This window comes from Streptomyces sp. NPDC044061 (assembly GCF_056434305.1).
Genome location: NZ_JBWKFL010000013.1, coordinates 25,970 through 46,345 on the forward strand (window position 1 = coordinate 25,970; position 20,376 = coordinate 46,345).

Below are 20,376 nucleotides of genomic sequence, written 5' to 3' on the forward strand. Positions count from 1 at the left end.
TTTGGGCGCCTTGTTTGTGCGGCGGGGGTCAAGTTAACCGGGAACCCCCCAAAAACACAGCTCCCGTTGGAGACGATTGCCCCCCGCGGCGTGAAATCCCCCGCGGGCGGCACCGACGAGGACCTCCACCGGCCGGCCGCACCTGCCGGCGCCGTACCCCTTCCGGGCGTTACTCGCCCTGCGCCTCCTGGGCGGCGATGCTCTTGCGGACCTCGTCCATGTCCAGCTTCCGGGCCTGCCCGATGACGTCCGTGAGGGCCGCCTCCGGCAGCGCGCCCGGCTGGGCGAAGACCGCCACCTGGTCCCGGACGATCATCAGCGTCGGGATCGACTGGATGCCGAAGGCCTGGGCCAGCTCCGGCTGGGCCTCGGTGTCCACCTTGCCGAACACCAGGTCCGGGTTCTCCTCGGCGGCCTTGTCGTACACGGGCGCGAACTGACGGCACGGCCCGCACCAGGACGCCCAGAAGTCGATGAGAACGAACTCGTTCTCGGTGACCGTCTGGTCGAAGTTCTCCTTGGTCAGCTCCACGGTGCTGCTCATGGCGTGATTCCCTCATTCCTGGTGTGGGGGTTGTGCCGACGGCGGAAACACGCCGACCGGGTCGCCTATTCCATGCGTGTACCGTGCCTGTTCCGTTCGTGCACGGTCGTATCCGGCGCGCGTACCCGTGTGGCCCCCGCGGCAACCACCCACCAGACTGACTCCATGACGGAAACGGAATCCATCGCGTACGACGTCGTGGTGCTCGGGGCCGGGCCCGTGGGGGAGAACGTCGCCGACCGCACCCGCGCGGCCGGCCTCACCACCGCGGTCGTGGAGAGCGAGCTGGTCGGCGGCGAGTGCTCGTACTGGGCCTGCATGCCCAGCAAGGCGCTGCTCAGGCCCGTGATCGCCCAGGCCGACGCCCGCCGCCTGCCCGGCCTGAGCCAGGCGGTCCAGGGCCCCCTCGACACGCCCGCCGTCCTCGCCCGCCGGGACACCTACACCTCGCACTGGCAGGACGACGGCCAGGTCGGCTGGCTCGACGGCATCGGCGCCGACCTGTACCGCGGTCGCGGCCGCCTCGCCGGCCCCCGCACGGTCACCGTGACCGCCCCCGACGGCACCGTGACCACCCTGACCGCCCGGCACGCCGTCGCCGTCAGCACCGGCACCCGCGCCCAGCTGCCCGACCTGCCCGGACTGGCCGAGGTCAGGCCCTGGACCAGCCGCGAGGCCACCAGCGGCAAGGCCGCCCCGGGCAGGCTGATCGTCGTAGGCGGCGGCGTCGTCGCCACCGAGATGGCCACCGCCTGGCAGGCCCTCGGCTCGCGGGTCACCCTGCTGGTGCGTGGCAAGGGCCTGCTCAACCGCATGGAGCCGTTCGCCGGGGAACTGGTCGCCGAGGCCCTCACCGAGGCCGGCGTCGACGTCCGCACCGGCACCTCCGTGGAGTCCGTCAGCCGCGAGAACGGCACCGTCGTGGCCGTCACCGGCACCGGCGACCGCATCGAGGGTGACGAGATCCTCTTCGCCACCGGCCGGGTCCCGCACACCGACGACATCGGCCTGGACACCGTCGGCCTGGAACCGGGCTCCTGGCTGGACGTCGACGACAGCCTGCGGGTCACCGGCACCGACTGGCTGTACGCGGTCGGCGACGTCAACCACCGCGCGCTGCTGACCCACCAGGGCAAGTACCAGGCCCGCATCGCGGGCGCCGCCATCGCCGCCCGGGCGGCCGGCGGTTCCCTGCCGGACGAGCCCTGGGGCGCGCACGAGGCCACCGCCGATCACGACGCCGTACCCCAGGTCGTCTTCACCGAACCCGAGGCCGCCGCGATCGGCCTCTCGCTCGCCGAGGCCGAACAGGCCGGGCACCGGGTGCGCGCCGTCGACGTCGAGTTCTCCTCCGTCGCCGGGGCCGGTCTGTACGGCGACGGCTACAAGGGCCGCGCCCGCATGGTGGTCGACCTCGACGAGGAGATCCTGCGCGGGGTCACCTTCGTCGGCCCCGGCGTCGGCGAACTGATCCACTCCGCCACCGTCGCGGTCGTCGGCCGCGTCCCGGTCGGCCGCCTGTGGCACGCCGTCCCGTCGTACCCGACGCTGAGCGAGGTGTGGCTGCGGCTGCTGGAGGCCTACCGGGACAACTGAGCGTACGGTCAAGGCAGTTCGAAGCCGAGCGCCTCGGCGGCCGCCGCCGGTGTCGGCTGTGCCCACAGCGCCGCCACCGCCTCGTTCGTGGACAGGGAGCGGAGTTCCGCGCGGTCGAGATAGAGGGTGCCGTCGAGGTGGTCCGTCTCGTGCTGCACGATACGGGCGGGCCAGCCGGTGAACACCTCGTCCAGCGCGCGGCCGTGCTCGTCCTCGCCGCGCAGCCGCACCTCTGCGTGCCGGGCCACCACGGCCTGCCAGCCCGGCACGCTCAGGCAGCCCTCGAAGAACGCGGCACGGGCGCTGCCGACGGGCTCGTACGACGGGTTGACCAGCACCCGGAACGGCTGGGGCACCCGGCCCCTGGCCAGCGCCACCTCCTCGGGCGCCGGAGCAGGGTCCTCGATGACCGCGATCCGCAGCGGGACACCGACCTGCGGGGCGGCGAGGCCCACGCCCGGCGCCGCGTGCATCGTGACGCGCAGGGCCTCGACGAAGCGCTCCAGCAGGGCGGGGGCGAGCTGGCCGTCATAGGGTTCGCCACCGCGCCGCAGGACCGGCTGTCCGGCCGCGACGATGGGCAAGGGGCCGCCGGCGGCGAGAAGTTCCTCGACCCGCTCGGCGAGAGACGCGCGATCACTGGGAGGTGCCATCGCGTCAGAATGCCATGCCCACCTACCCCTTCGTATGGCACAGCTCACCAACACCCCGGGGAACCCGGTGCCCCGTCGGCCCGACGTCTGGACCGACACCGCTCGAGACCGAGTCCCCCGGAGAAGCCCGCCGATGCCCACCGCCCCCTCGACCACCACGGACGAGGCACCCGCCCCGGCCCCCTCCCCGAGCCGCTGGGCCCCGCTGCGCCCCCTCGTGCTGCGCCTGCACTTCTACGCCGGCCTGCTCGTCGCCCCCTTCCTGCTGATCGCCGCCGTCACCGGACTGCTGTACGCGGGCTCCTTCCAGGCCGAGCAGATCGTCTACGGCCATGAATTGACCGTGCCCGCCGGGAAGCGGGCGCTGCCCCTCTCCGCCCAGGTCGCCGCCGCCCGTGAGGCCCACCCCGAGGGCACGGTCTCGGCGGTACGGCCGGCGCCCGAACCCGGCACGACCACCAGAGTGCTGCTCTCCGGCGTCGAGGGCGTCGACCCCGACCACACCCTCGCCGTGTTCGTGGACCCCGGCACCGCGAAGGTGCGCGGGGCCCTCGAACAGTACGGCTCCACCGGCGCGCTGCCGCTGCGCACCTGGATCGACGAACTCCACCGCGACCTGCACCTCGGCGACACCGGCCGGCTCTACAGCGAGCTGGCGGCCAGCTGGCTGTGGGTGATCGCGGGCGGCGGCCTGGTGCTGTGGTTCTCCCGTCGGCGCGCCCTGCGGAAGGTGCGCGGAACCAGCGGGCGGCGCCGCACGCTCGGTCTGCACGGCACGGTCGGCGTCTGGACCGCCGCCGGGTTCCTGTTCCTCTCGGCGACCGGTCTGACCTGGTCGACGTACGCGGGCGCGAACATCGACGAACTGCGCACCTCGCTCGGTCAGGCGACGCCGTCCGTCTCGGCGGCCGCGCCCGGCGGCGAGCACGCGGAACACGACGCGGCGGCCGGCACCGGCGGGAACGCCGGGCACGGGGTCGGCCTCGACCAGGTGCTCGCCGCGGCCCGTGCGAAGGGGCTCGGCGACCCCGTGGAGATCGTGCCGCCCGCCGACGCGCAGAGCGTCTACGTCGTCAAGCAGGTCCAGCGCAGCTGGCCCGAGAAGCAGGACTCCGTCGCCGTCGACCCCGCCACCGGCGAGGTGACCGACGAACTGCGGTTCGCCGACTACCCGGTACTCGCCAAGCTCACCCGCTGGGGCATCGACCTGCACACCGGCGTCCTCTTCGGGCTCGTCAACCAGATCGCCCTCGCCCTGCTCGCGCTCGCCCTGATCCTGCTCGTCGTGTGGGGCTACCGCATGTGGTGGCAGCGCGGCCGCGGCTCCGCCTTCGGCCGGCCGGTCCCGCGCGGCGTCTGGGCGCAGGTGCCGCCCCACATCCTCGTACCGGCGCTCGCGGCGATCGCCGTGCTCGGCTACTTCGTGCCGCTGCTCGGCATCCCGTCGGCAGCCTTCGTCGCCGTCGACGTCGTCCTCGGCGAGATCGCGCACCGGCGCGGGCGCCGCGGGTACGGGAGCGCGGCCGACGTGAAGTAGCGTGGTCCGACACGCCGATGCCACAGCGGCGAGTGACCCGAGGGCGCGGGGGAGGCCAACCCGGCCACGGCAGAAGGAGAGTGACGGGACGTGACGCGTGCAGCCGGCCGGGCCCGGCGGCGCGGGCAGGGGGAGCTGGAGGGCCAGGCCCTCGGCGCGCTGCGCGAGGCGGACGGACCGGTCACCGCCGCCTGGGTGCAGGAGCGCCTCGGCGGCGACCTCGCCTACACCACCGTCGTCACCATCCTCACCCGGCTGCTCGCCAAGGACGTAGTCTCCCGCGAACGGCAGGGCCGCTCCTTCCTGTGGACGCCCACCGCCGACGTGCCCCGGCTCGCCGCCCTGCGCATGCGCCGCCTGCTGGACGGCGAACGGGACCGCGAGGCCGTCCTGGCCAGCTTCGTCACCGCCCTGCCGCCCGGTGACGAACAGGTCCTGCGGGCCCTGCTGGAGGCGGCGGACACCTCGGACACCCCGCGCACGCACGACGGCGGTACGGAAGACTGACCGCCCATGGGGGTCTTCGTCTTCCTGCCGCTGGTGCTGCCGCTGTCCGCCTGGCGGGCCCCACACGTGCGGCTCACTCCTGCGGGACGTCGTCCCCGCGTGCCGCTCACTCCCGCGGCAAGTCACCCGCCAGCGCCGAGGCGATCCGCAGGTGCTGTTCCGCCTCGTCGTGCCGTGCCTGCCGCTGCAGCGTGCGGCCCAGCATCAGCCGGGCGTAGTGCTCCACCGGGTCGCGCTCCACGATGAACCGCAACTCGGCCTCCGCGCGCCGCAGTTGGGCCGAGTGGTAGTAGGCGCGGGCCAGCAGCAGCCGGGGTCCGGTCTGCTCCGGCACCTCATCGACCAGCCCGGTCAGCACGCGCGCCGCGCCCGCGTAGTCCTTGGCGTCGAAGAACAGTCGCGCGCGCTCCCAGCGCTCGGCCGGGCTGCCCTGGTCGTAGTACGTGGTCGTGCTCTGCGTCTTCACTCGTGACCTCCTTCGACGGCCACAACGGAACGCAGTTGTTCAATATTCCACTACTTTGCAGATGGGTTCGCGGCGGCCGGATCCAGGGGCACGTCCAGCAGCGTCGTGAGGTCGCGGGTCAGCTCGCGCGTCCGCGCGCCGTCCAGCCCGCCGAGCGGTTCGAGCAGCTGGGTCAGCAGGTCGTGGACGATGCCGATCGCCCGGCGGGTGGTCTCCCGGCCCTCCTCGGTGAGCGCCAGCTGTACCGCCCGGGGGTCGCGCGGATCCTTGGCGCGCTCCAGGAGCCCGGCGGACTCCAGGCTGCGGGCGAGCTTGGAGACGTACAGCGGCTCCAGGCCGGTGTGGTCTGCGAGGCGCCGCTGGCTGGGCCGCTCACCGGAACGCTGCATGCCGTACAGCGACGCCACCAGCGAGTACTGGGCGTGGGTGAGACCCAGCGGGGCCACCGCCCGGTCGACGGCGACCCGCCACTTCATGGACAGCCGCCACACCAGGAAACCCGGCGTGGCCCCTTCGGATGCCTTGCTCATGCCGAAAACCGTACATGGCTACTATGGCGGGCCGCCGGAGGGGGCAGCCGGTGACGGCGGCGGGTGCCGGTCGCCAGGTGTCAGGAACGGACGACCACCCGGTGCTCGGCGGTGAACGGCTTGCCCGCGACCAGCTCCGACTCCCGTCCGTCCGTACCGACCGGGAGTTCACCGATCAGCGTGACCCGGTGCAGCCGGCGCTCCACGTTCAGGTGCTCGATGTCGCGTGGGGCGAGGTGGGCGGTGGCCCGGTTGTCCCAGAACGCCACACTGCCCGCCTCCCAGCGGAAGCGGACGGTGTACTCCGGGCGCGTGATCTCCTCGTACAGGAGATTGAGGACGGCGCGGCTCTCGCTCGGGGTCACGTCCACGATGTGGCTGGTGAAGCCGGGATTGACGAAGAGCGCGCGCTCCCCGGTCTCGGGGTGGACCCGGACCACCGGGTGGACCGACACCAGCAGGTTGTCGTTGATGCGGCGGGCGTAGGCGCTCTCGCCCGTGGGCCGCTCGGCGCCGCCGTAACGGTGCTCGGCCCGCAGCGTGTCGACGAAGGCGCGCACCGGGGCGGACAGGCCCTCGTAGGCGGCTACCAGGTTGGTCCACTGGGTGTCGCCACCGAACTCGGGGACCGACCGTCGCCGCCCAGCGGCAGGTGGGCCACGTCGCCGGCCCCCGAGCGGCGCCCGCGCAGCACGCTGCCGCCCGCCGCGATCGCCGCGTCCACCACGTTGCCGACGAAGAGCTGCACCAGGTCCGAACGCCCCGCACCGGCGCCGAACAGCAGCTCCGCACGGGCCAGCGTCCGCGCGTGCCCGTCCACATGCACCGGCAGCCTGGTCGCGCCGCTCAGCACGCGCCGGACCGGCACGTCCCGCCAGCCGAGCGGCACGTGCTCGATCACCGTGCCCTGCTCGGCGTCCACCCAGCCGCCGGTCACGACGCCGAGACCGAGCACGGAACGCCCCGCCGCGTGGCGCCCGAGGAAGCCCGGCAGACGCCTGCCGATCTCCTCGAGCACCTGGCGCGGCCCGCCCGGATGCGGCAACCGCTGCTGCGCCGTGACCCGGCCCCGCAGATCGACCACGGCGAAGGTCATGTGCCGCAGGGCGATGTGCACCCCGCAGGCGACGTGGTGCCCGGTGTCGATGTCCACGGGCACCTGCGGCCGTCCGGCGCGCGGCGAGCCGACGCGCGGCGGCAGTTCGCGCAGCAGCCCGAGCCCGATCAGCTCCGTCGTGTGCCGTGACACCGCGGCCGGGCTGAGCCCGGTCCTGGCGGCGATCCGCGTGCGGGCCGTCGGCCCGTGCAGCAGCAGCGCTCGCAGGAGGACACCCGCTCCGCCGCCTTCGGCGGACAGCGGACCGGGCCGCGCGGGCGGTGCGACGAGCAGCGGCGGCCGGGTGGGATCGGAGAGTGCGGTCATCGGCTCCCTCGCTCGACAGCGGGACACTGGACGGCCGCCGGGCCGGTGCGGTTCAGCGGCGGCGGGGGTTCGCACAGTGCGGCGGTGCCGACGAAGTGACCATGCGCAGATGGTCGCAAGCCCGCCCCCGGCGGTCAACGGCGCCGGATCACCGGCGTACGTCGGTCCTGTGAAGCGAGCCGCCGGTTCGGGACATGCGGGTCCCGAATTAATTCAAAAAGTTGCTTTGTTGACCGGCTCCCGGCCGGAACGGAAGATGGATTCATGACCGGTCGACAGCGGATTCCCCAGCGCCCGCCTTCAGTGGCATGCCGCTGCCGGGTGACCGTGCCGGTCCGCGACGTCGCCCGGCGTTCGTGTTGTCGCTCCTGTCCGGGTTGCCGATAACCAGAGGCCGGCTCACGCGAGTTCGCCGCACCTGAGTGCGCGCAGCTGAGGGCGCAGCGCCTTGAGTGCGTGCCTTCCACTCCTGCGTGCCCCGTCTCTCCGGGCTGCCCGTTCCGGATCTCTTGCTCCTCCACCGATCCCGCCTTCTCGGCATTCCCTCCGCTTCCCGCCATTCCCTTTCTGCCATTCCCTTTCTGCCATTCCCTCCGGGAGAGACGTTGACCGTCACCGTGTCCTCGCATGCCGCGCCATCCACCACCGGAGGCATCGCGCCGCAGCGTTTCAAGCAGGCATTCCGCAGGTATCCCGCCGGGGTTGTCGTCGTCACCGCGGACGCCGGCCACGGGCCGGTCGGCTTCACCGCGACCTCGCTCACCTCGCTCTCCCTCGACCCGCCGCTGATCTCCTTCGCCATCGGCACCACGACCTCCTCCTGGCCCCACGTCGAGCGCGCCACCACCGCGGTGGTCAACTTCCTCGGCGCCGACCAGCAGGCACTGGCAACCACGTTCGCCACCAGCGGCATCGACCGTTTCGCGGCACCGACCGGGTGGCGGCGCCTGCCGGAGGGCGAGCCGGTCCTCGACGACGTGGCCGGATGGCTGCGGCTGGACATCGAGCGACTCGTCCCCGCCGGCGACCACAGGATCGTCATCGCCCGCGTCGTGGACTCCTGGCTGGACGAGGGGCGCAGCCCGCTCCTGTTCCTCGACGGCGCCTACCACACCCTCTGACCATCCGGTGCGGCCGGCCCTTTGCCTTCGCCCTGGACTCCGCCCGCGCTGACCGACGCCGCGCGGTGTCGGCGCCCGTCGAGCTGCCCCGACGAAAGGCGTCAGCTTCGGTCCGCCGGGAGCACATACAACCCGGGAAGGTTCACCACGATGGCCTCCTGGGTGCTGCGGGCGATGACGACCACGGCTTCCTCCGCGGGGTCCGGGTTCTCCTCCCGGTGCGGCACGAACGGCGGGACGAAGACGTAGTCGCCGGGCGAGGTGCGCAGCCGTACCTCCTCCGGCCCGCCACCCGAGTCGTCCAGGAAGACGAACTCGGGATGTCCGCTGACCACGTAGATGGCGGTCTCGGACGCACCGTGGTGGTGGTCGGAGGAGGAGGTCGCGGGAGCCACGTGGGTCTGCCCCATCCACACCTTCTCCGAACCGACGTTCCTGCCGCTGATCGCGGCGAACCTGCGCATGCCGCCGCTCTGGGCCGTGTCGCCGTCCAGGCGGTCCGCTCGGATGTGGTGCAGACGGACCCGCTGCGGTGCCGCCGGTGCTTCGTGAAGATGCGGGTGGAAGCCCTCACCAGGGGTCGTCGGCGACTCGCTCATGGTCCGGACGGTAGAGCGGCACCGAAAAGCCTGTCAAGGGCTTCCTTGCCCGCTTGACCTGGGGCAACGCGCCGACATCAGTCGGCTTGCGGTCACGTCACGCCGAGTGCTGGTACGCCGGGTAGGTCAGGTAGCCGTTGTCGCCGCCCTGGAAGTACGTGGTCTCGTCGGCGGGGGCGAGGGGGAGGCCGGTGCGCAGCCGCTCCACCAGGTCCGGGTTGGCGAGGAATGCACGCCCGAAGCTGATGAGGTCGGCTCCGAGGCCGAGCCAGTGGTCCGCGTCGGCGCGCCCGGTCTGCTTGGGGCCCATCGGCTGCACCGGGTTCATGACGAGGGTGCCCGGCCAGGCCCGACGCAGGCCGAGAAGGGTCTCCTCGTCGACGGTGGCCTCGAGATGGACGTAGGCCGGCCCGAGCCGGGACAGCTCGGTCAGCAGCGCGGTGTACAGCTCGGTGACATCGGTCTCCTCGATGCCGTGGAAGAGACCGCCCGGCGAGAGCCGGATACCGGTCCGGTCCGCGCCGACGGCCTCGGCTGTCGCGGCGGCGGCCTCCACGGCGAACCGGATCCGGTTGGTCACCGAGCCCCCGTAGCGGTCCGTGCGCAGGTTGGCGTTGGAGGAGAGGAACTGCGAGATCAGATAGCCGTTGGCGCCGTGCAGCTCCACTCCGTCGAAACCGGCGTCGACGGCACGGCGCGCGGCCTCGGCGTACGACCGGGCATGCTCCGGCACCTCGGCGGTGTCCAGGGCGCGCGGAGTGGGCGCGGGCTGGGGTCCGGTGGGGGTGAACACGTCGCCGACGGCGGGAACGGCCGAAGGGCCGACGGGCCGCATCCCGGTGGTGTCCGGGTGCGAGACCCGTCCACCGTGCATGATCTGGGCGAAGATCCGGCCGCCGTTGGCGTGCACCGCGTCGGTCACCTGGCGCCAGGAGGCCACCTGCTCGTCGGTGTGCAGCCCCGGAGTTCCCGGGTTGGACTGACCGATCAGGCTCGGCTGCACGCCCTCGCTGACGATCAGGCCGGCCGTGGCCCGCTGGGCGTAGTACCGCGCCATCGACGGCGTGGCCAGCCCGCCCGCGGCGGCCCGCACCCGTGTCATCGGTGCCATCACCACCCGGTTGGGCAGTGCCAGTTCGCCGAGCCGGTAGCCGGTGAAGAGCGTCGTCACGTCATGTCTCCTCAGTGATCCGTCGTGCCCGGATCCCGGGCACGGCGGTACGCTAAAACCTGACACTGACGTCAGATGCAAGGGTTGTGCTTCGGGTCACCACAGGAAGGTCGGCATGCGTATCGGGGATCTCGCGGCACGGGCCGGAGTCAGCGTCCGGTCCCTGCGCTACTACGAGGAACAGGGCCTGCTCACGAGCGTCCGCAGTGCCAGTGGGCAGCGGCAGTACACGGAGGAGCAGGTCGACCGGGTCACGTTCATCCAGCGGATGTACGGCGGGGGCCTTTCCAGCCGGACCATCGCCGAACTGCTCCCGTGCGTCGACTCGCCCAGTGAGGAGACGTCCGACGCCGCGCTGGAGCGGATGGCCGAGGAGCGCGACCGGCTCTCCGAGCACATCGCCGACCTCATCCGCACCAGGGAGGCCCTCGACGGGCTGATGGCCGCGAACCGGGCCCACCGCGAGCGCCTCAACTCGGCCGTGACCGGCTGAGGCGCTCGCGGACGGCTCCTCGGCAGGTACGGGCGCGTCAGAAGCGGGGCGCCTGCGGTGTGTTCCGCGGCGTCGGGACGATGCGCCGGTCGACGCCAGGGCTCCGGGGGGCGGACGGCTTGCAGGTGACGTCCTGTGCCGGGAGCCTGCCGTCGCTCAGGTAGGAGTTGACGGCGCGGTCGGCGCAGGCGCGCGGGTCCCCGGAGTAGACGCCGTGGCCCTCGCCGCCCTTGACGTACACCATGCGCGAGCCCTTCAGTGCGTGGTGCATGCCGAGCCCGCTGACCAGGGGAGTCTGCGGATCCCACTGGTTCTGCACGGTCAGCAGGCCGACGTTGTTGTCCACCGTCGTGACGGCCTCGGCCGGCTTGTCCCAGAACGCGCAGGGCGTGATGTTGGAGCCGAAGTCGCCGTAGAGCGGGTACTTGGCCTTGTCCCGGATCGCGTCACGCCGGTACTGCTCGGGGTCGCGCGGCCAGGCCGCGGTGTCGCCGCACACCACGGTCCAGAAGGCGGCGGATTCGTTGTCGGCGGGCGCCTGCGCGGCCGGAGCCGCGGACCGGCGCGGTCCCCGCCGGTCGTCCGCCACGGGGGAACGGCGGGCGGACGCGTGGCCGTCGGCGGCCCTCTTGAGGTCGACGACCGTCTCGGCCGCGTCCTTCGGGCTGAAGAACTCGGCGCGCAGGGTGGCGCGGATGTCGTCCCCGGTGAGCTTTTGGTCACCGTAGTCGACGGGAGAACGGTCGGCCCGGGCGATCAGGTCCCAGAACGTCTTTTTCACCTGTGCCGGGGTGTTGCCGAGCCGGTAGGTGCGGTGGCGCTGCGCGGTCCACTTCGTCCAGCGGGTGAACGCCGGTTCGGTGCCCTCGGCCCAGACCTGGATCATGCCGCGCCAGACGCGTGCGGGGTCGACCGCGCTGTCCAGCACGAAGCGATCGGTCCGCGCGGGGAACATCTGCGCGTAGACGGCACCGAGGTACGTGCCGTACGAATAGCCCAGGTAGGAGATCTTCCTCTCGCCCAGGACCGCGCGGAGGACGTCCATGTCCCGGGCGGTGTTGCGGGTGGTGATGTACGGCAGCCTGTCGCCGTTCCTGGCACGGCACTTGTCGGCGACGGTCCGGGCCCACTTGACGTCGTTGCTGAACTTCTCCGCCCGGTATGGGTGTTCGATGTTCTGCTCCTTGGCCGTGAGACCGCAGGTGACCGGGCTGCTGCGACCGACGCCACGCGGGTCGAAGCCGATCAGGTCGTACTTCTCGCGGACCTCCCTGGGCATCGCGTCCTTCATCATGGCCGGCATGTCCAGGCCCTCGCCGCCCGGACCGCCGGGGTTGAGCAGGAGTGCGCCGCGGCGCTTGCCGGGGACACTGGTCTTCATGCGGGAGACGGCCAGCTTGAGGGTCTTGGCGCCGGGACGGCCGTAGTCGAGCGGGACCTTGATCGTCGCGCACTGGAAGGCGGCGGGCAGCGAGGCGTCGCATCTGTGCCACGCGGGCCTCTGATTCTCGAATCTCTGCAGCGGTTCCGCCGCGGATGCCTGAGCCGGGGCGAGGGCGGGGACCAGCGTCGCCGTGACCCCCACGGCGAGCAAGGGCGCCATGCGTCCTATCCGCACGATGGCCGTTCCTTTCGTTCAACTTCCAGGACCGAACGACCATTTCGTGTCCGCGAAGGTGAGCGAATCCATCTGCGGGGCGGTCTTGCTACGACTCCCGGCGTACGCGGAAGAAGACGTGCGGAGGAGAACCCGAACCGGCAGAACACCGTCCGCACGGACGGACCGACGGACCGACCGGCCGCGCCCGAGTCACTTGCGGGAGGCCTTCTTTGAGGTTCCGTCAGGGCGATACGTCCATCCGGACCTGTCGAGACTCGCGCGATCGGGACGCGCTGCGGACGATGGCGGTGCGAACGGAAGCCCGGAGCTCCACGGGGCCGAACCGGAGGACGTGCTCGCGGCGGCGCCGACGGCCCTGACGGCGGTGGCCTGGCTGCCGCCGCGGGAACTCTGGCCGGCGATCCAGGACATCCGCTGGGAGCACGACCCGCAGGTACGGCGGTGGCCGCCGCATGTGAACCTGCTGTTCGGCTTCGTGCCCGAGACGGAGTTCGCGCGGGCGGTGCCGCTGCTCTCCGCGGGGGCGGCGGAGATCGCGCCGTTCCCGGCACGGCCGGCCGGGGTGCGGACTTCCGGCACCGGCACTACGCCACGGTGTGGCTCGATCCGGCCGCGGCGGGTGCCGCGCCGTGGACCCGTCTGCAACGCGCGCTGGAACTCCGGTTCCCGCTCTGTGGCGGGCGTGGCGCCGCTTCACCCCGCACCTGTCCCTCGGCCGTACCCACCCGCAGCCACTGGCCGCAGAGCGCGCCGCCCGGCTCGGCACCCGGTCGACCCTGGTCGAGGAGGTGGTCCTGCTCTCCCGACACGACGACGAGCCGATGCGGCCCCGGGCGGTGATCGCGCTGGGCACGGGGGTGGTCCGATGTTCGCGGGAGGACTGACCGGGCTGCCCTGGACCGGCCTGATGCGGATCTGGGCGGCGTGCGCAGGGCCCGTGAACTAGGACGGACGACACGGGGGATCGTACGGCTTTTCGGGGAGGTAGTGCGTCCACTGCGTACGGGTGATGGGGTCGCCGATCCCCTCGCAGAGGTCGCCGATCACGCGTTCCGGTTTGATGTCCCAGAAGTCGACACCCGCAAAGGCCCTGACGGTGGCGAGGTAGTCACCGTCCGGGGTGAACGCGAGTGCGTAGATCCCGGAGTGGTCCTCGGGCAGGTAGGAATGCAGCTTGGGGGATTTCGAATCGGTCACGTCCCAGATTTCCGGGCGTGCATTACCACCTGCCTCTTTCGTCGCGAGCAGGGCGAGACGGGCTCCGTCGGGGCTGAAGGCGATCGGGCTGCCGTTGACGCCCATGTTGGTGTGGGAGACCTCTTCGGTGAGCCGGTGCTTGTCGACGCGCCACAGCCGCAGGGTTCCGTCGCTTTCGTAGGCGGCGAACAGCTTTCCGTCAGGCCGGAACGCGACGTCCACCGAATCGATTGCCTTCGGCACATTTTGCCGCCACCGCTTCTCCGGGTGCGACGGGTCCCTGACGTCCCAGCCCTGCAGCTGAGCCATGGTCTGGGGTTGGGGATCGTCGCGGTCGACGAAGGGGGAATCGTTGAGGACGAGGGTCTCGCCGTCCGGGGAGAAGTCGAGGTGCGTGGTCGTCGCCTTGATCCGGGCGATCTGCCGTGGACGCTTGGGGTCCGCTATGTCGTAGATCCGTACGACCGGTGGTTTGTGGTTCTTGTCCTTCCAGGCATTCATGTCGGACACCGCCATGACGGGCTTGGTGGGGCTGAAGGCGATCGCTTGCACACCGTTGTCCAACTCGTCGATGGTGGACAGCAAAGGTGCGTATCTGCGGGCCGAGCGCAGTCGCAGACCGACGTATTGCATTTTCTTGCCCTTCTTGTCGACCTTCTTGCCCTCGTACACCTCCACATCGGCGAGGAGGCGCCCGTCGGGGCTGAGGGCGATGTCGTCGCCCGTGAACATGTCAGGGGAGTGCGTCACGGCCAGAACCACGAATGAATCCGGTGTGTCCGTCACGTCGAGCAGATAGTTCACGCCCACCCCTTCGAGGGCGATCAGTCGCTTCTTGCCTGCCAAGCGGTAGTCGAACTGGGCTCCGGTTCCGGGCGTCGCCGGAATGAACGTCTCGGCCCCGAGCTGGGCGGAGTTGCTGAGATACCAGACGCGAACGCCGCGATCGGTGGCCTGCAACAGCCTCCGGGAATTGGTGGGGTCGAAGAGGACCCTGCCCGGTTCGTCTGTTGTTGGGTCCTCGCCCACGCTCGACGCCCCGGTCAGAATCGCGTTGGGAACCGGGGTCTTCGCGTAGATCCGGATGTACCAGTGGCCTTCGCAGGTCTCGACGACGTACTCGCGGACCGGGCTGAATGCCACGGAATCCACGCCTGCGTAACACTGCATGGACGGGTCGCCCTCGTCCGTGGAGCTCTTCTTCGGCGGCCCCATCCGTCGGGGCTTGTCGGGCGCGTCGAGCTTCCACAGCCCGAGACCGTCCGTGTTCTTCCCGGCCACCGGTGCCGCGAGCTTCTCCCCATGGGGATCGAAGGCCACCCGGTGCAGTGGCCTCGGGTTCACCGTTGTGCTGCGGTCGTACGTCGCCCCTTCGAGCACCGCGACTTTCTCGGGCCGACCGGAGTCCGCCCCTTTCCACAGCTGGATGCGGCCGTCCACGCTCATACTGGCGAGCAGATCACGCCGGGAGGACACGGCCAGGGAGTCCACCCGCGCGGAATGCGCCGTGAGGGTCGGCAGCGGCTTCGGCGCTGCCCGGTCACGGATGTCCCAGACGCCTATCCCACCGGTCGACAGGCCGCCGTACATGATCCTGCCGTCCGTGCTGAGGGCGAGCGAGTGGACGGCGTGGTCCAGTTGGGGTGCGGCGGTCTGCCGTGGGTGCCTGGGATCCGAAATGTTCCACAGCCGCACCCACGTCGTCTTCGGCCGATGGTTCTCGTACGTGACCGCGGCGAGTGTCCGGCCGTCCCGGCTGACCGTGACCGGGCCGACCACGTCCACTCCTTTCCGCCCGATCCGCTGGGAACCGCCCTTGAAGCGCAGCTCGACGGCATCGCCGACCGATATCGCGAGGATCCGGCCGTCACCGCTATAGGCAAGGTCGTGGCCCGGCTCCTCCCCGTTGATCACGCCCGGGGTGCGCCTGCTGTTGAGCAGCGCGCCGCGCCCCGCGTCCTTGTTCATCCGGTACGAGATGAGGCTGAGTTGCTTGGCCAGGCCGGGCTGTTGGTCACGGATGCTGTCAGCCTCGGTGGCGAGGTACCGGGCCAGGTCGCGTTCGCCGGCCCGCTCGGCCCGTCGCTGGAAGATGACGGAACCGATCAGCCCGGACGTGGCGAGCACGACCAGGGCCACCAGGAACGCCACCGCGATACGGACCCGGCGGACGCCCCGGCGTTCCTGCCGCCAAGAGGCGTCCACGAACTCGGCGAGCACGGAATCGGGTTCGACCGCGCTTGCCGGTGACGACTCGGCACGTTCCCGAACAGCGGCCAGTCTGCTGCCCCGGTACAGCAACGACGACTCCCGTCCCGCCCCCTCCCAGGCCCGGGCATCGGCGGCCAGTTGCTGCCGGGCCCGCAGCCAGTCGCGGTCCGCATCGACCCACTCCGCCAGTCGCGGCCAGGCGCGCAACAGCGCCTCATGGCTGATACGGGCGGAATCGTGGTCCAACGTCAGCAGGCGGGCCCGAGTGAACCGGTCGATGGCCCGCTGTCCGGCCGAAGTGTCGGGCAGGCCGTGCAGAAGCGTGGAGCGGTCGACCGGCTGGGCCGTGTCGGCGGAGTCCTCTCCTACGCGCACCAGCCGAGGCAATATGAGCCGTACGGCTTCCCGGCCCTCCCGGTCGAGTCCGTCGTACGTGTCGTCGGCGGTGGTCTTGATCGCCTCCGAGATGCCACCGGCGGCACGGTACTGGGCGACGGTGAGCCGCGATCCCGCGCGTCGCAGCCAGGTCGCCCACAGGACATGGGAGAGCAGCGGCAGAGCCCCCGCTGTCGGCTGCCGGTCGGCCGTCGCGCCGAACTCGTGCAGGATCACGTCGGCGAGACCGTCGTCGAGGACCAGTCCCGCGGCGGTCGCCGGCCCCTGGACGGCGACGTGGAGTTCGTCAGGGGTCATCGGCTCGACCAGCAGCTGGTTGTCACGCAGCGCGGAGAGCAGTTCGGGATGCGCGGCCGCCTGACCGTAGAAGTCCGCCCGGAGTGCGAGCACTACCAGCGCCCCCGGCCAATCCCTGTCCGAAGGCCGTGCCAGGGCAGCGACCGCCTGCAGGAACGCCGTGCGTTCCGACGGGTCCGGGCACAGCGTGAACAGTTCCTCCAACTGGTCGACGAGGACGATCAGCCGCTGCTCCGGTCGGCCGGCCAGCATCCGTTCGGCCAGTTGGGCCAGGCGCTCGGGGTCCTCCCGCAGCAGATCCACGGTCTCGGGGCTGGAGTCGAACCGGGCTGCCAACTGTCGGAGCGGGCTCCTGCCGGGGGTGAGGCGCAGGGAGAGCCAGGAAGTGGTGCCGAGCAGCCCTCGCTCGTGCAGTCCGGCCGTGAGACCGGCATTGAGCAGGGAGGTCTTTCCCGAGCCGGACGGGCCCACCAGGACCAGCGGGCCCGGCACATCCGCCCCGGCAACCTCCGTCAGTGCGGCGAACACGCGCTCCGTCATGCCGTCTCGCCCGAAGAACACGTCTGCGTCGTCCACCCCGTAGGCGTCCAGGCCCAAGTACGGGCAGCGGCCGGGCGTGGGCTCCGCTTCCTCCGGAGGCTCCGGCTGCGCGGGCACAGCCGGGTTCGGTGCGATGACGAGGTGTCCCGAGCGGTCCCCGGCCTGACGTCGGGGCAGCGGCCCCTGCCGGTCATTCATCGCCCGGAAAACCCCGTCGAACACGGCGTCCAGGGTCAGTTGCTGGAGACCACGCGGGTCGCCGTGGGTCAGCAGCTCGATGAGCGCGCCGGTGAACGCGGTGTGTACGGCGTCGGGAGGCGCGAGTGCCAGCTGCTCCGCGGAACCCATGAGGTACATGCCGTGCGCGGGCGTCATGGTGAGCGCGGGCAGGGATGGGCCGCCCCTCAAGGAGACCCGTCCGGAGAAGCAACAGTCGAGTACGACGACGACGGACGACGCCCGGCTCGCCTCCAGTGCCTGCCGCAGCGAGGAGAACGACAGAGCCTGGTGCTCGGCCATCCCGGGGGTGAGGCGGTCGGTGCCGGAGGCAGCGAGGTACAGCTCTCCGTCCGGACCGAGCAGACCGTGCCCTATGAAGTAGACCAGCAGCACGGTGTCCGCACGCTGCGCCTCCTCGGTGACGGCCCGTGCCATGGTCCGCGCGTCGGCCGGGTCGAGCAGCGTGCGCAGGCGGTCGGGCAGCACCCCGCAGCGTTCGATCAGGACTGTGCGCAGATCCTGGCAGGAGGTGCTGACCGCGGGTACCGACGGCAGCAGAGAACCGTCGTGCGTAGCGGTCGCGATCAGCACGACCCGTACGCCTGAGCCGGACAGGTCCGTCATGGCAGCTCGCGACGCTCGGGCTCATGCGCATCGGTCTGCTGCCGGCCCAACAGGTCGGCGACTTCGTTCACTTGCTGCTGCAGCGCGCCGACGTCGAGACCGGAGACTCGCTTCGCGGTCAGCTCCAGTGAACTGCGGTCCGGAAGCGTCACCTTGATGTGCACATCACCGCGGCGGGTGCGCAGCCAGGCGATCAGACCAGTGGCGAACGCAGTCACCGCACCGGCCGGGCCGAGGGCGACCGACAGCGCGTCCAGCGCCGGACCCAGCGTGCCGGTCTCCGGCGGCCGTTCCACACCGTCGACGCGCCCCCGTAACTCCTGCGAATCGACCAACCAATCTCGCAGGGAACGGAGTTGGTCCCCACCACCGGGGCCTTGCGCGACCACCTCGACGTCCATGGCTCCCCCGTCCTGACCGCATGACATACGCGTTTGTCAGTTGCTGCACCTGAGGCTAGCGATGTCCGGGACTGCGAAAAAGACCGCACGGGACGGGCGTTCCTGGCTCGAATCGAGTGCTGCGGCAGTCGGCATCTCGGAGTCGGGCTCACTCCAGTGCTCCCGCAGCGTGCGGAGCGTTTCCGCGATCGCAGGGCGGTGGGTGGCCCGGGAGCGCCACGAAGCGTGCAGCCGCCGCACCGTCGTAGGTTCGAGCGCGGCACTCACCAAATCACACGTTGTTCTCATGCGAGCCCTTGGACACCCCCATCGGCGGGCGACGGCCTGGCGTTGAGCATCTGAGTCGTGGCCAGGTCGTGATAGAGGGAATCGGTTTTGAGCAGTTCCGCGTGGGTGCCCACGGCCCGTACCCGGCCCGCCTCCATGACGATGATGCGGTCAGCGGTGGTGACGGTGGACAGCCGGTGCGCCACCACGAGCACGGTGATGTTCCGCGCAGCCTCCGCCACGGTCTCCCGCAGCGCCGCTTCGTTGTCGGCGTCCAACTGCGATGTGGCCTCGTCCAGGAGGAGCAGCCGAGGGCGGCGCAGGAGGGCCCGGGCGATGGCCACGCGCTGGCGTTCACCTCCGGAGAGCCGACTGCCCCGGTGGCCGACCAGGGTGTCCAGCCCCTGCGGAAGACGGGCGACGACAGCTTCCAGCCGGGTGCGGCGCAGTGTCTCGTGAAGGTCGTCGTCCAGGGTATGCGGTGCGCCCAGGGTCAGATTCTGGCGCAGTGTGCCGGACAGGACGGGCGCGTCCTGCTCGACGTAACCGATCGCTGCGCGCAGTTCGGCCAGTGGCCACTGTTTCAGGTCGCGCTCGTCCAGAAGGATGCGGCCGGCGTCCGGGTCGTAGAAACGTTCGAGCAGGGAAAAGACGGTGGTCTTGCCCGCGCCGGAGGGGCCCACAAGAGCAGTCACACCCTGGGCAGGCGCGGTGAAGGAGATGCTGTGATGGACGGCGGCCAGCCCGGGCCCATAGCGGAAGCCCACCTGCTCGAAGCGCACCGTGGCTGCCGACTGCCCAGGTTGTCTCGCGGTCTTTGCGGCGCTTGTGGGCGACGTGCCGGGGACAGACGGTTCACCGGACTCCATGTCCATGCGCTGAACCGCCTCGATACGCAGGGCGGCGGCAGCGCCGACCTGGAGCTGCCCCACGGCCTCGACGAGCTGGCTGATCCTCGGGGCCAGCGCGAACAGATACAGCAGAAAGGCGACCAGGGTGGACACACTGATCGTCCCTGAGGCGACCCGGGCACCGCCCACTCCGAGCACCGCCAGGAAGGACGCCTGCCCGGCCACGGCAGAGGCGGCCGCCGACAGGGCCTGCCAGCCGGCGGCGCGTACACCGGTGCCACGGGCGTCCTCGGACATGTGGCCCAGCGCGGCTGTCTCCCGCTGCTCAGCCCCGGCAGCCTTGACCGTGCGTACCGCCCCGAGGGCCCGCTCCAGAGCCGCGCCGATCTCGCCGACCGACTCCTGCGCCTGCCGGGTGGTACGCCCGATGGCGGGCGTCGCAGCCCCTACGACCGCCCCGAGCAACGCCATGACGGTGAGCGTGACGGAGAGCAGGACCAGGTCGACGTGGGCCATCAGGACCAGCGTCAGGACCAGCATGACAACGCCTGTGACGGCGGGTGCCGCTGACTGGGTGGCGGCTTGACGCAGCAGCATGGTGTCGGAGGTGGCGCGGCTGATCAGATCACCTGGTTCGTGCCTGTCCAGCTCGGGCACGGTCAACCGGAGCAGCCGCCCGGTGATCCGCCGCCGGGCGGAACACACGACCGACTCGGCGGTGCGATGCAGGACGTACTGGCCCAGGGCGGAGAACGCGGCAGCACCGAGCAGGAGCGCGGCCAGCACCAGTACCGGACCGATGGTCGTCCGCCCCGTGCCCAGGTTGTCGATCAACCGCTTGGCGGCCAGGGGCTGGGCCAGGCCGAGCGTGCTGCCGATCAGTCCGAGCAGCGCCCCGGCGAGGCCGGTCCGACGGTGGGGCCGTAGCGAGGCCGCCAGGGCCCGGTAGCCGGACTGAGCCCTGGTGGCGCCCGCGTGGGAGGCAGCGCCTTCGGCCCCGGTGATCGTGGCCGCCACGCCGGACCGGGCCCCGCCGCTCGAGGCGGCCGACACGGCCTGGGCTGTCGTGCCGGTGCCGTGGGGTGTGGTGGCGGGCGGCGATCCGGCCATGC

Annotated in this window: 18 protein-coding genes and 1 pseudogene; 7 read left to right on the forward strand and 12 right to left on the reverse strand. The window is 71.3% G+C overall.

What is annotated here, in order from left to right; all coding sequences use genetic code 11:
• Positions 1–169 precede the first annotated feature (169 nt).
• Positions 170–544, reverse strand: a complete 375-nt coding sequence (gene trxA, locus AC07CM_RS21865; RefSeq protein ID WP_478878094.1) for a thioredoxin — start codon at positions 542–544, stop codon at positions 170–172.
• 165 nt (positions 545–709) lie between these two features.
• On the opposite strand from trxA, the gene AC07CM_RS21870 reads away from it, so the two are divergent.
• Positions 710–2,140 carry a dihydrolipoyl dehydrogenase family protein gene (locus AC07CM_RS21870; protein ID WP_478878095.1) on the forward strand — a complete coding sequence of 477 codons (1,431 nt, stop codon included), beginning with the start codon at positions 710–712 and terminating at the stop codon, positions 2,138–2,140.
• 8 nt (positions 2,141–2,148) lie between these two features.
• Here the strand turns inward: AC07CM_RS21870 and AC07CM_RS21875 are convergent, their stop codons facing one another.
• Positions 2,149–2,793 (reverse strand): peptide deformylase, encoded by a 645-nt coding sequence (locus AC07CM_RS21875; RefSeq protein ID WP_478878096.1) that lies wholly within the window; start codon positions 2,791–2,793, stop codon positions 2,149–2,151.
• 133 nt (positions 2,794–2,926) lie between these two features.
• On the opposite strand from AC07CM_RS21875, the gene AC07CM_RS21880 reads away from it, so the two are divergent.
• Positions 2,927–4,330, forward strand: coding sequence for a PepSY-associated TM helix domain-containing protein (locus tag AC07CM_RS21880; protein ID WP_478878097.1), 1,404 nt, complete (start codon positions 2,927–2,929; stop codon positions 4,328–4,330).
• A gap of 90 nt (positions 4,331–4,420) precedes the next feature.
• Positions 4,421–4,837, forward strand: coding sequence for a BlaI/MecI/CopY family transcriptional regulator (locus AC07CM_RS21885; RefSeq protein ID WP_478878098.1), 417 nt, complete (start codon positions 4,421–4,423; stop codon positions 4,835–4,837).
• 106 nt (positions 4,838–4,943) lie between these two features.
• Here AC07CM_RS21885 and AC07CM_RS21890 read toward each other — a convergent pair whose 3' ends face one another.
• The 4 genes from AC07CM_RS21890 to AC07CM_RS21905 all read right to left on the reverse strand — a co-directional run bounded on the left by AC07CM_RS21890 (position 4,944) and on the right by AC07CM_RS21905 (position 7,256).
• Positions 4,944–5,303, reverse strand: a complete 360-nt coding sequence (locus AC07CM_RS21890; RefSeq protein WP_478878099.1) for a tetratricopeptide repeat protein — start codon at positions 5,301–5,303, stop codon at positions 4,944–4,946.
• A gap of 50 nt (positions 5,304–5,353) precedes the next feature.
• Positions 5,354–5,833, reverse strand: a complete 480-nt coding sequence (locus tag AC07CM_RS21895; protein WP_478878100.1) for a MarR family winged helix-turn-helix transcriptional regulator — start codon at positions 5,831–5,833, stop codon at positions 5,354–5,356.
• Positions 5,834–5,913: 80 nt separating this feature from the next.
• Positions 5,914–6,426 carry a TauD/TfdA dioxygenase family protein gene (locus AC07CM_RS21900; protein WP_478878307.1) on the reverse strand — a complete coding sequence of 171 codons (513 nt, stop codon included), beginning with the start codon at positions 6,424–6,426 and terminating at the stop codon, positions 5,914–5,916.
• A complete protein-coding gene (locus AC07CM_RS21905) occupies positions 6,420–7,256 on the reverse strand; it encodes an ROK family protein (protein WP_478878101.1) in 837 nt (278 codons plus the stop codon). The genes AC07CM_RS21900 and AC07CM_RS21905 overlap by 7 nt, the downstream gene beginning before the upstream one ends.
• Before the next feature lie 605 nt (positions 7,257–7,861).
• Between AC07CM_RS21905 and AC07CM_RS21910 the strand changes: the two genes are divergently transcribed.
• The gene (locus AC07CM_RS21910; RefSeq protein WP_478878102.1) at positions 7,862–8,377 is read left to right on the forward strand and encodes a flavin reductase family protein; all 516 of its coding nucleotides are present in this window, start codon (positions 7,862–7,864) and stop codon (positions 8,375–8,377) included.
• 101 nt (positions 8,378–8,478) lie between these two features.
• Here the strand turns inward: AC07CM_RS21910 and AC07CM_RS21915 are convergent, their stop codons facing one another.
• Positions 8,479–8,976, reverse strand: a complete 498-nt coding sequence (locus AC07CM_RS21915) for a cupin domain-containing protein (protein WP_478878103.1) — start codon at positions 8,974–8,976, stop codon at positions 8,479–8,481.
• A gap of 97 nt (positions 8,977–9,073) precedes the next feature.
• Positions 9,074–10,147, reverse strand: a complete 1,074-nt coding sequence (locus AC07CM_RS21920) for an alkene reductase (RefSeq protein WP_478878104.1) — start codon at positions 10,145–10,147, stop codon at positions 9,074–9,076.
• Positions 10,148–10,262: 115 nt separating this feature from the next.
• Between AC07CM_RS21920 and AC07CM_RS21925 the strand changes: the two genes are divergently transcribed.
• Positions 10,263–10,640: a MerR family transcriptional regulator gene (locus tag AC07CM_RS21925; protein ID WP_478878105.1), complete on the forward strand. Its 378-nt coding sequence runs from the start codon at positions 10,263–10,265 to the stop codon at positions 10,638–10,640.
• 37 nt (positions 10,641–10,677) lie between these two features.
• On the opposite strand, the gene AC07CM_RS21930 is transcribed toward AC07CM_RS21925, so the two are convergent.
• On the reverse strand, positions 10,678–12,258 hold the full coding sequence (locus AC07CM_RS21930; protein ID WP_478878106.1) for an alpha/beta hydrolase: 1,581 nt from the start codon (positions 12,256–12,258) through the stop codon (positions 10,678–10,680).
• Between the two features lies 1 nt (position 12,259).
• Between AC07CM_RS21930 and AC07CM_RS21935 the strand changes: the two are divergent.
• Positions 12,260–12,781: pseudogene (locus AC07CM_RS21935) on the forward strand (2'-5' RNA ligase family protein); the annotation flags it as partial.
• Between the two features lie 109 nt (positions 12,782–12,890).
• Complete coding sequence (locus AC07CM_RS21940) at positions 12,891–13,145, forward strand: hypothetical protein (RefSeq protein ID WP_478878319.1); 255 nt, start codon at positions 12,891–12,893, stop codon at positions 13,143–13,145.
• Positions 13,146–13,203: 58 nt separating this feature from the next.
• Here the strand turns inward: AC07CM_RS21940 and AC07CM_RS21945 are convergent, their stop codons facing one another.
• From AC07CM_RS21945 to AC07CM_RS21955, 3 genes are all read right to left on the reverse strand, one after another.
• A complete protein-coding gene (locus AC07CM_RS21945; protein WP_478878107.1) occupies positions 13,204–17,745 on the reverse strand; it encodes a caspase, EACC1-associated type in 4,542 nt (1,513 codons plus the stop codon).
• Positions 17,742–18,146, reverse strand: a complete 405-nt coding sequence (locus tag AC07CM_RS21950; protein ID WP_478878108.1) for an effector-associated constant component EACC1 — start codon at positions 18,144–18,146, stop codon at positions 17,742–17,744. The genes AC07CM_RS21945 and AC07CM_RS21950 overlap by 4 nt, the downstream gene beginning before the upstream one ends.
• A gap of 284 nt (positions 18,147–18,430) precedes the next feature.
• Entirely contained in the window at positions 18,431–20,374 is a 1,944-nt protein-coding gene (locus AC07CM_RS21955; RefSeq protein ID WP_478878109.1) for an ABC transporter ATP-binding protein, read from the reverse strand.
• Positions 20,375–20,376 lie beyond the last annotated feature (2 nt).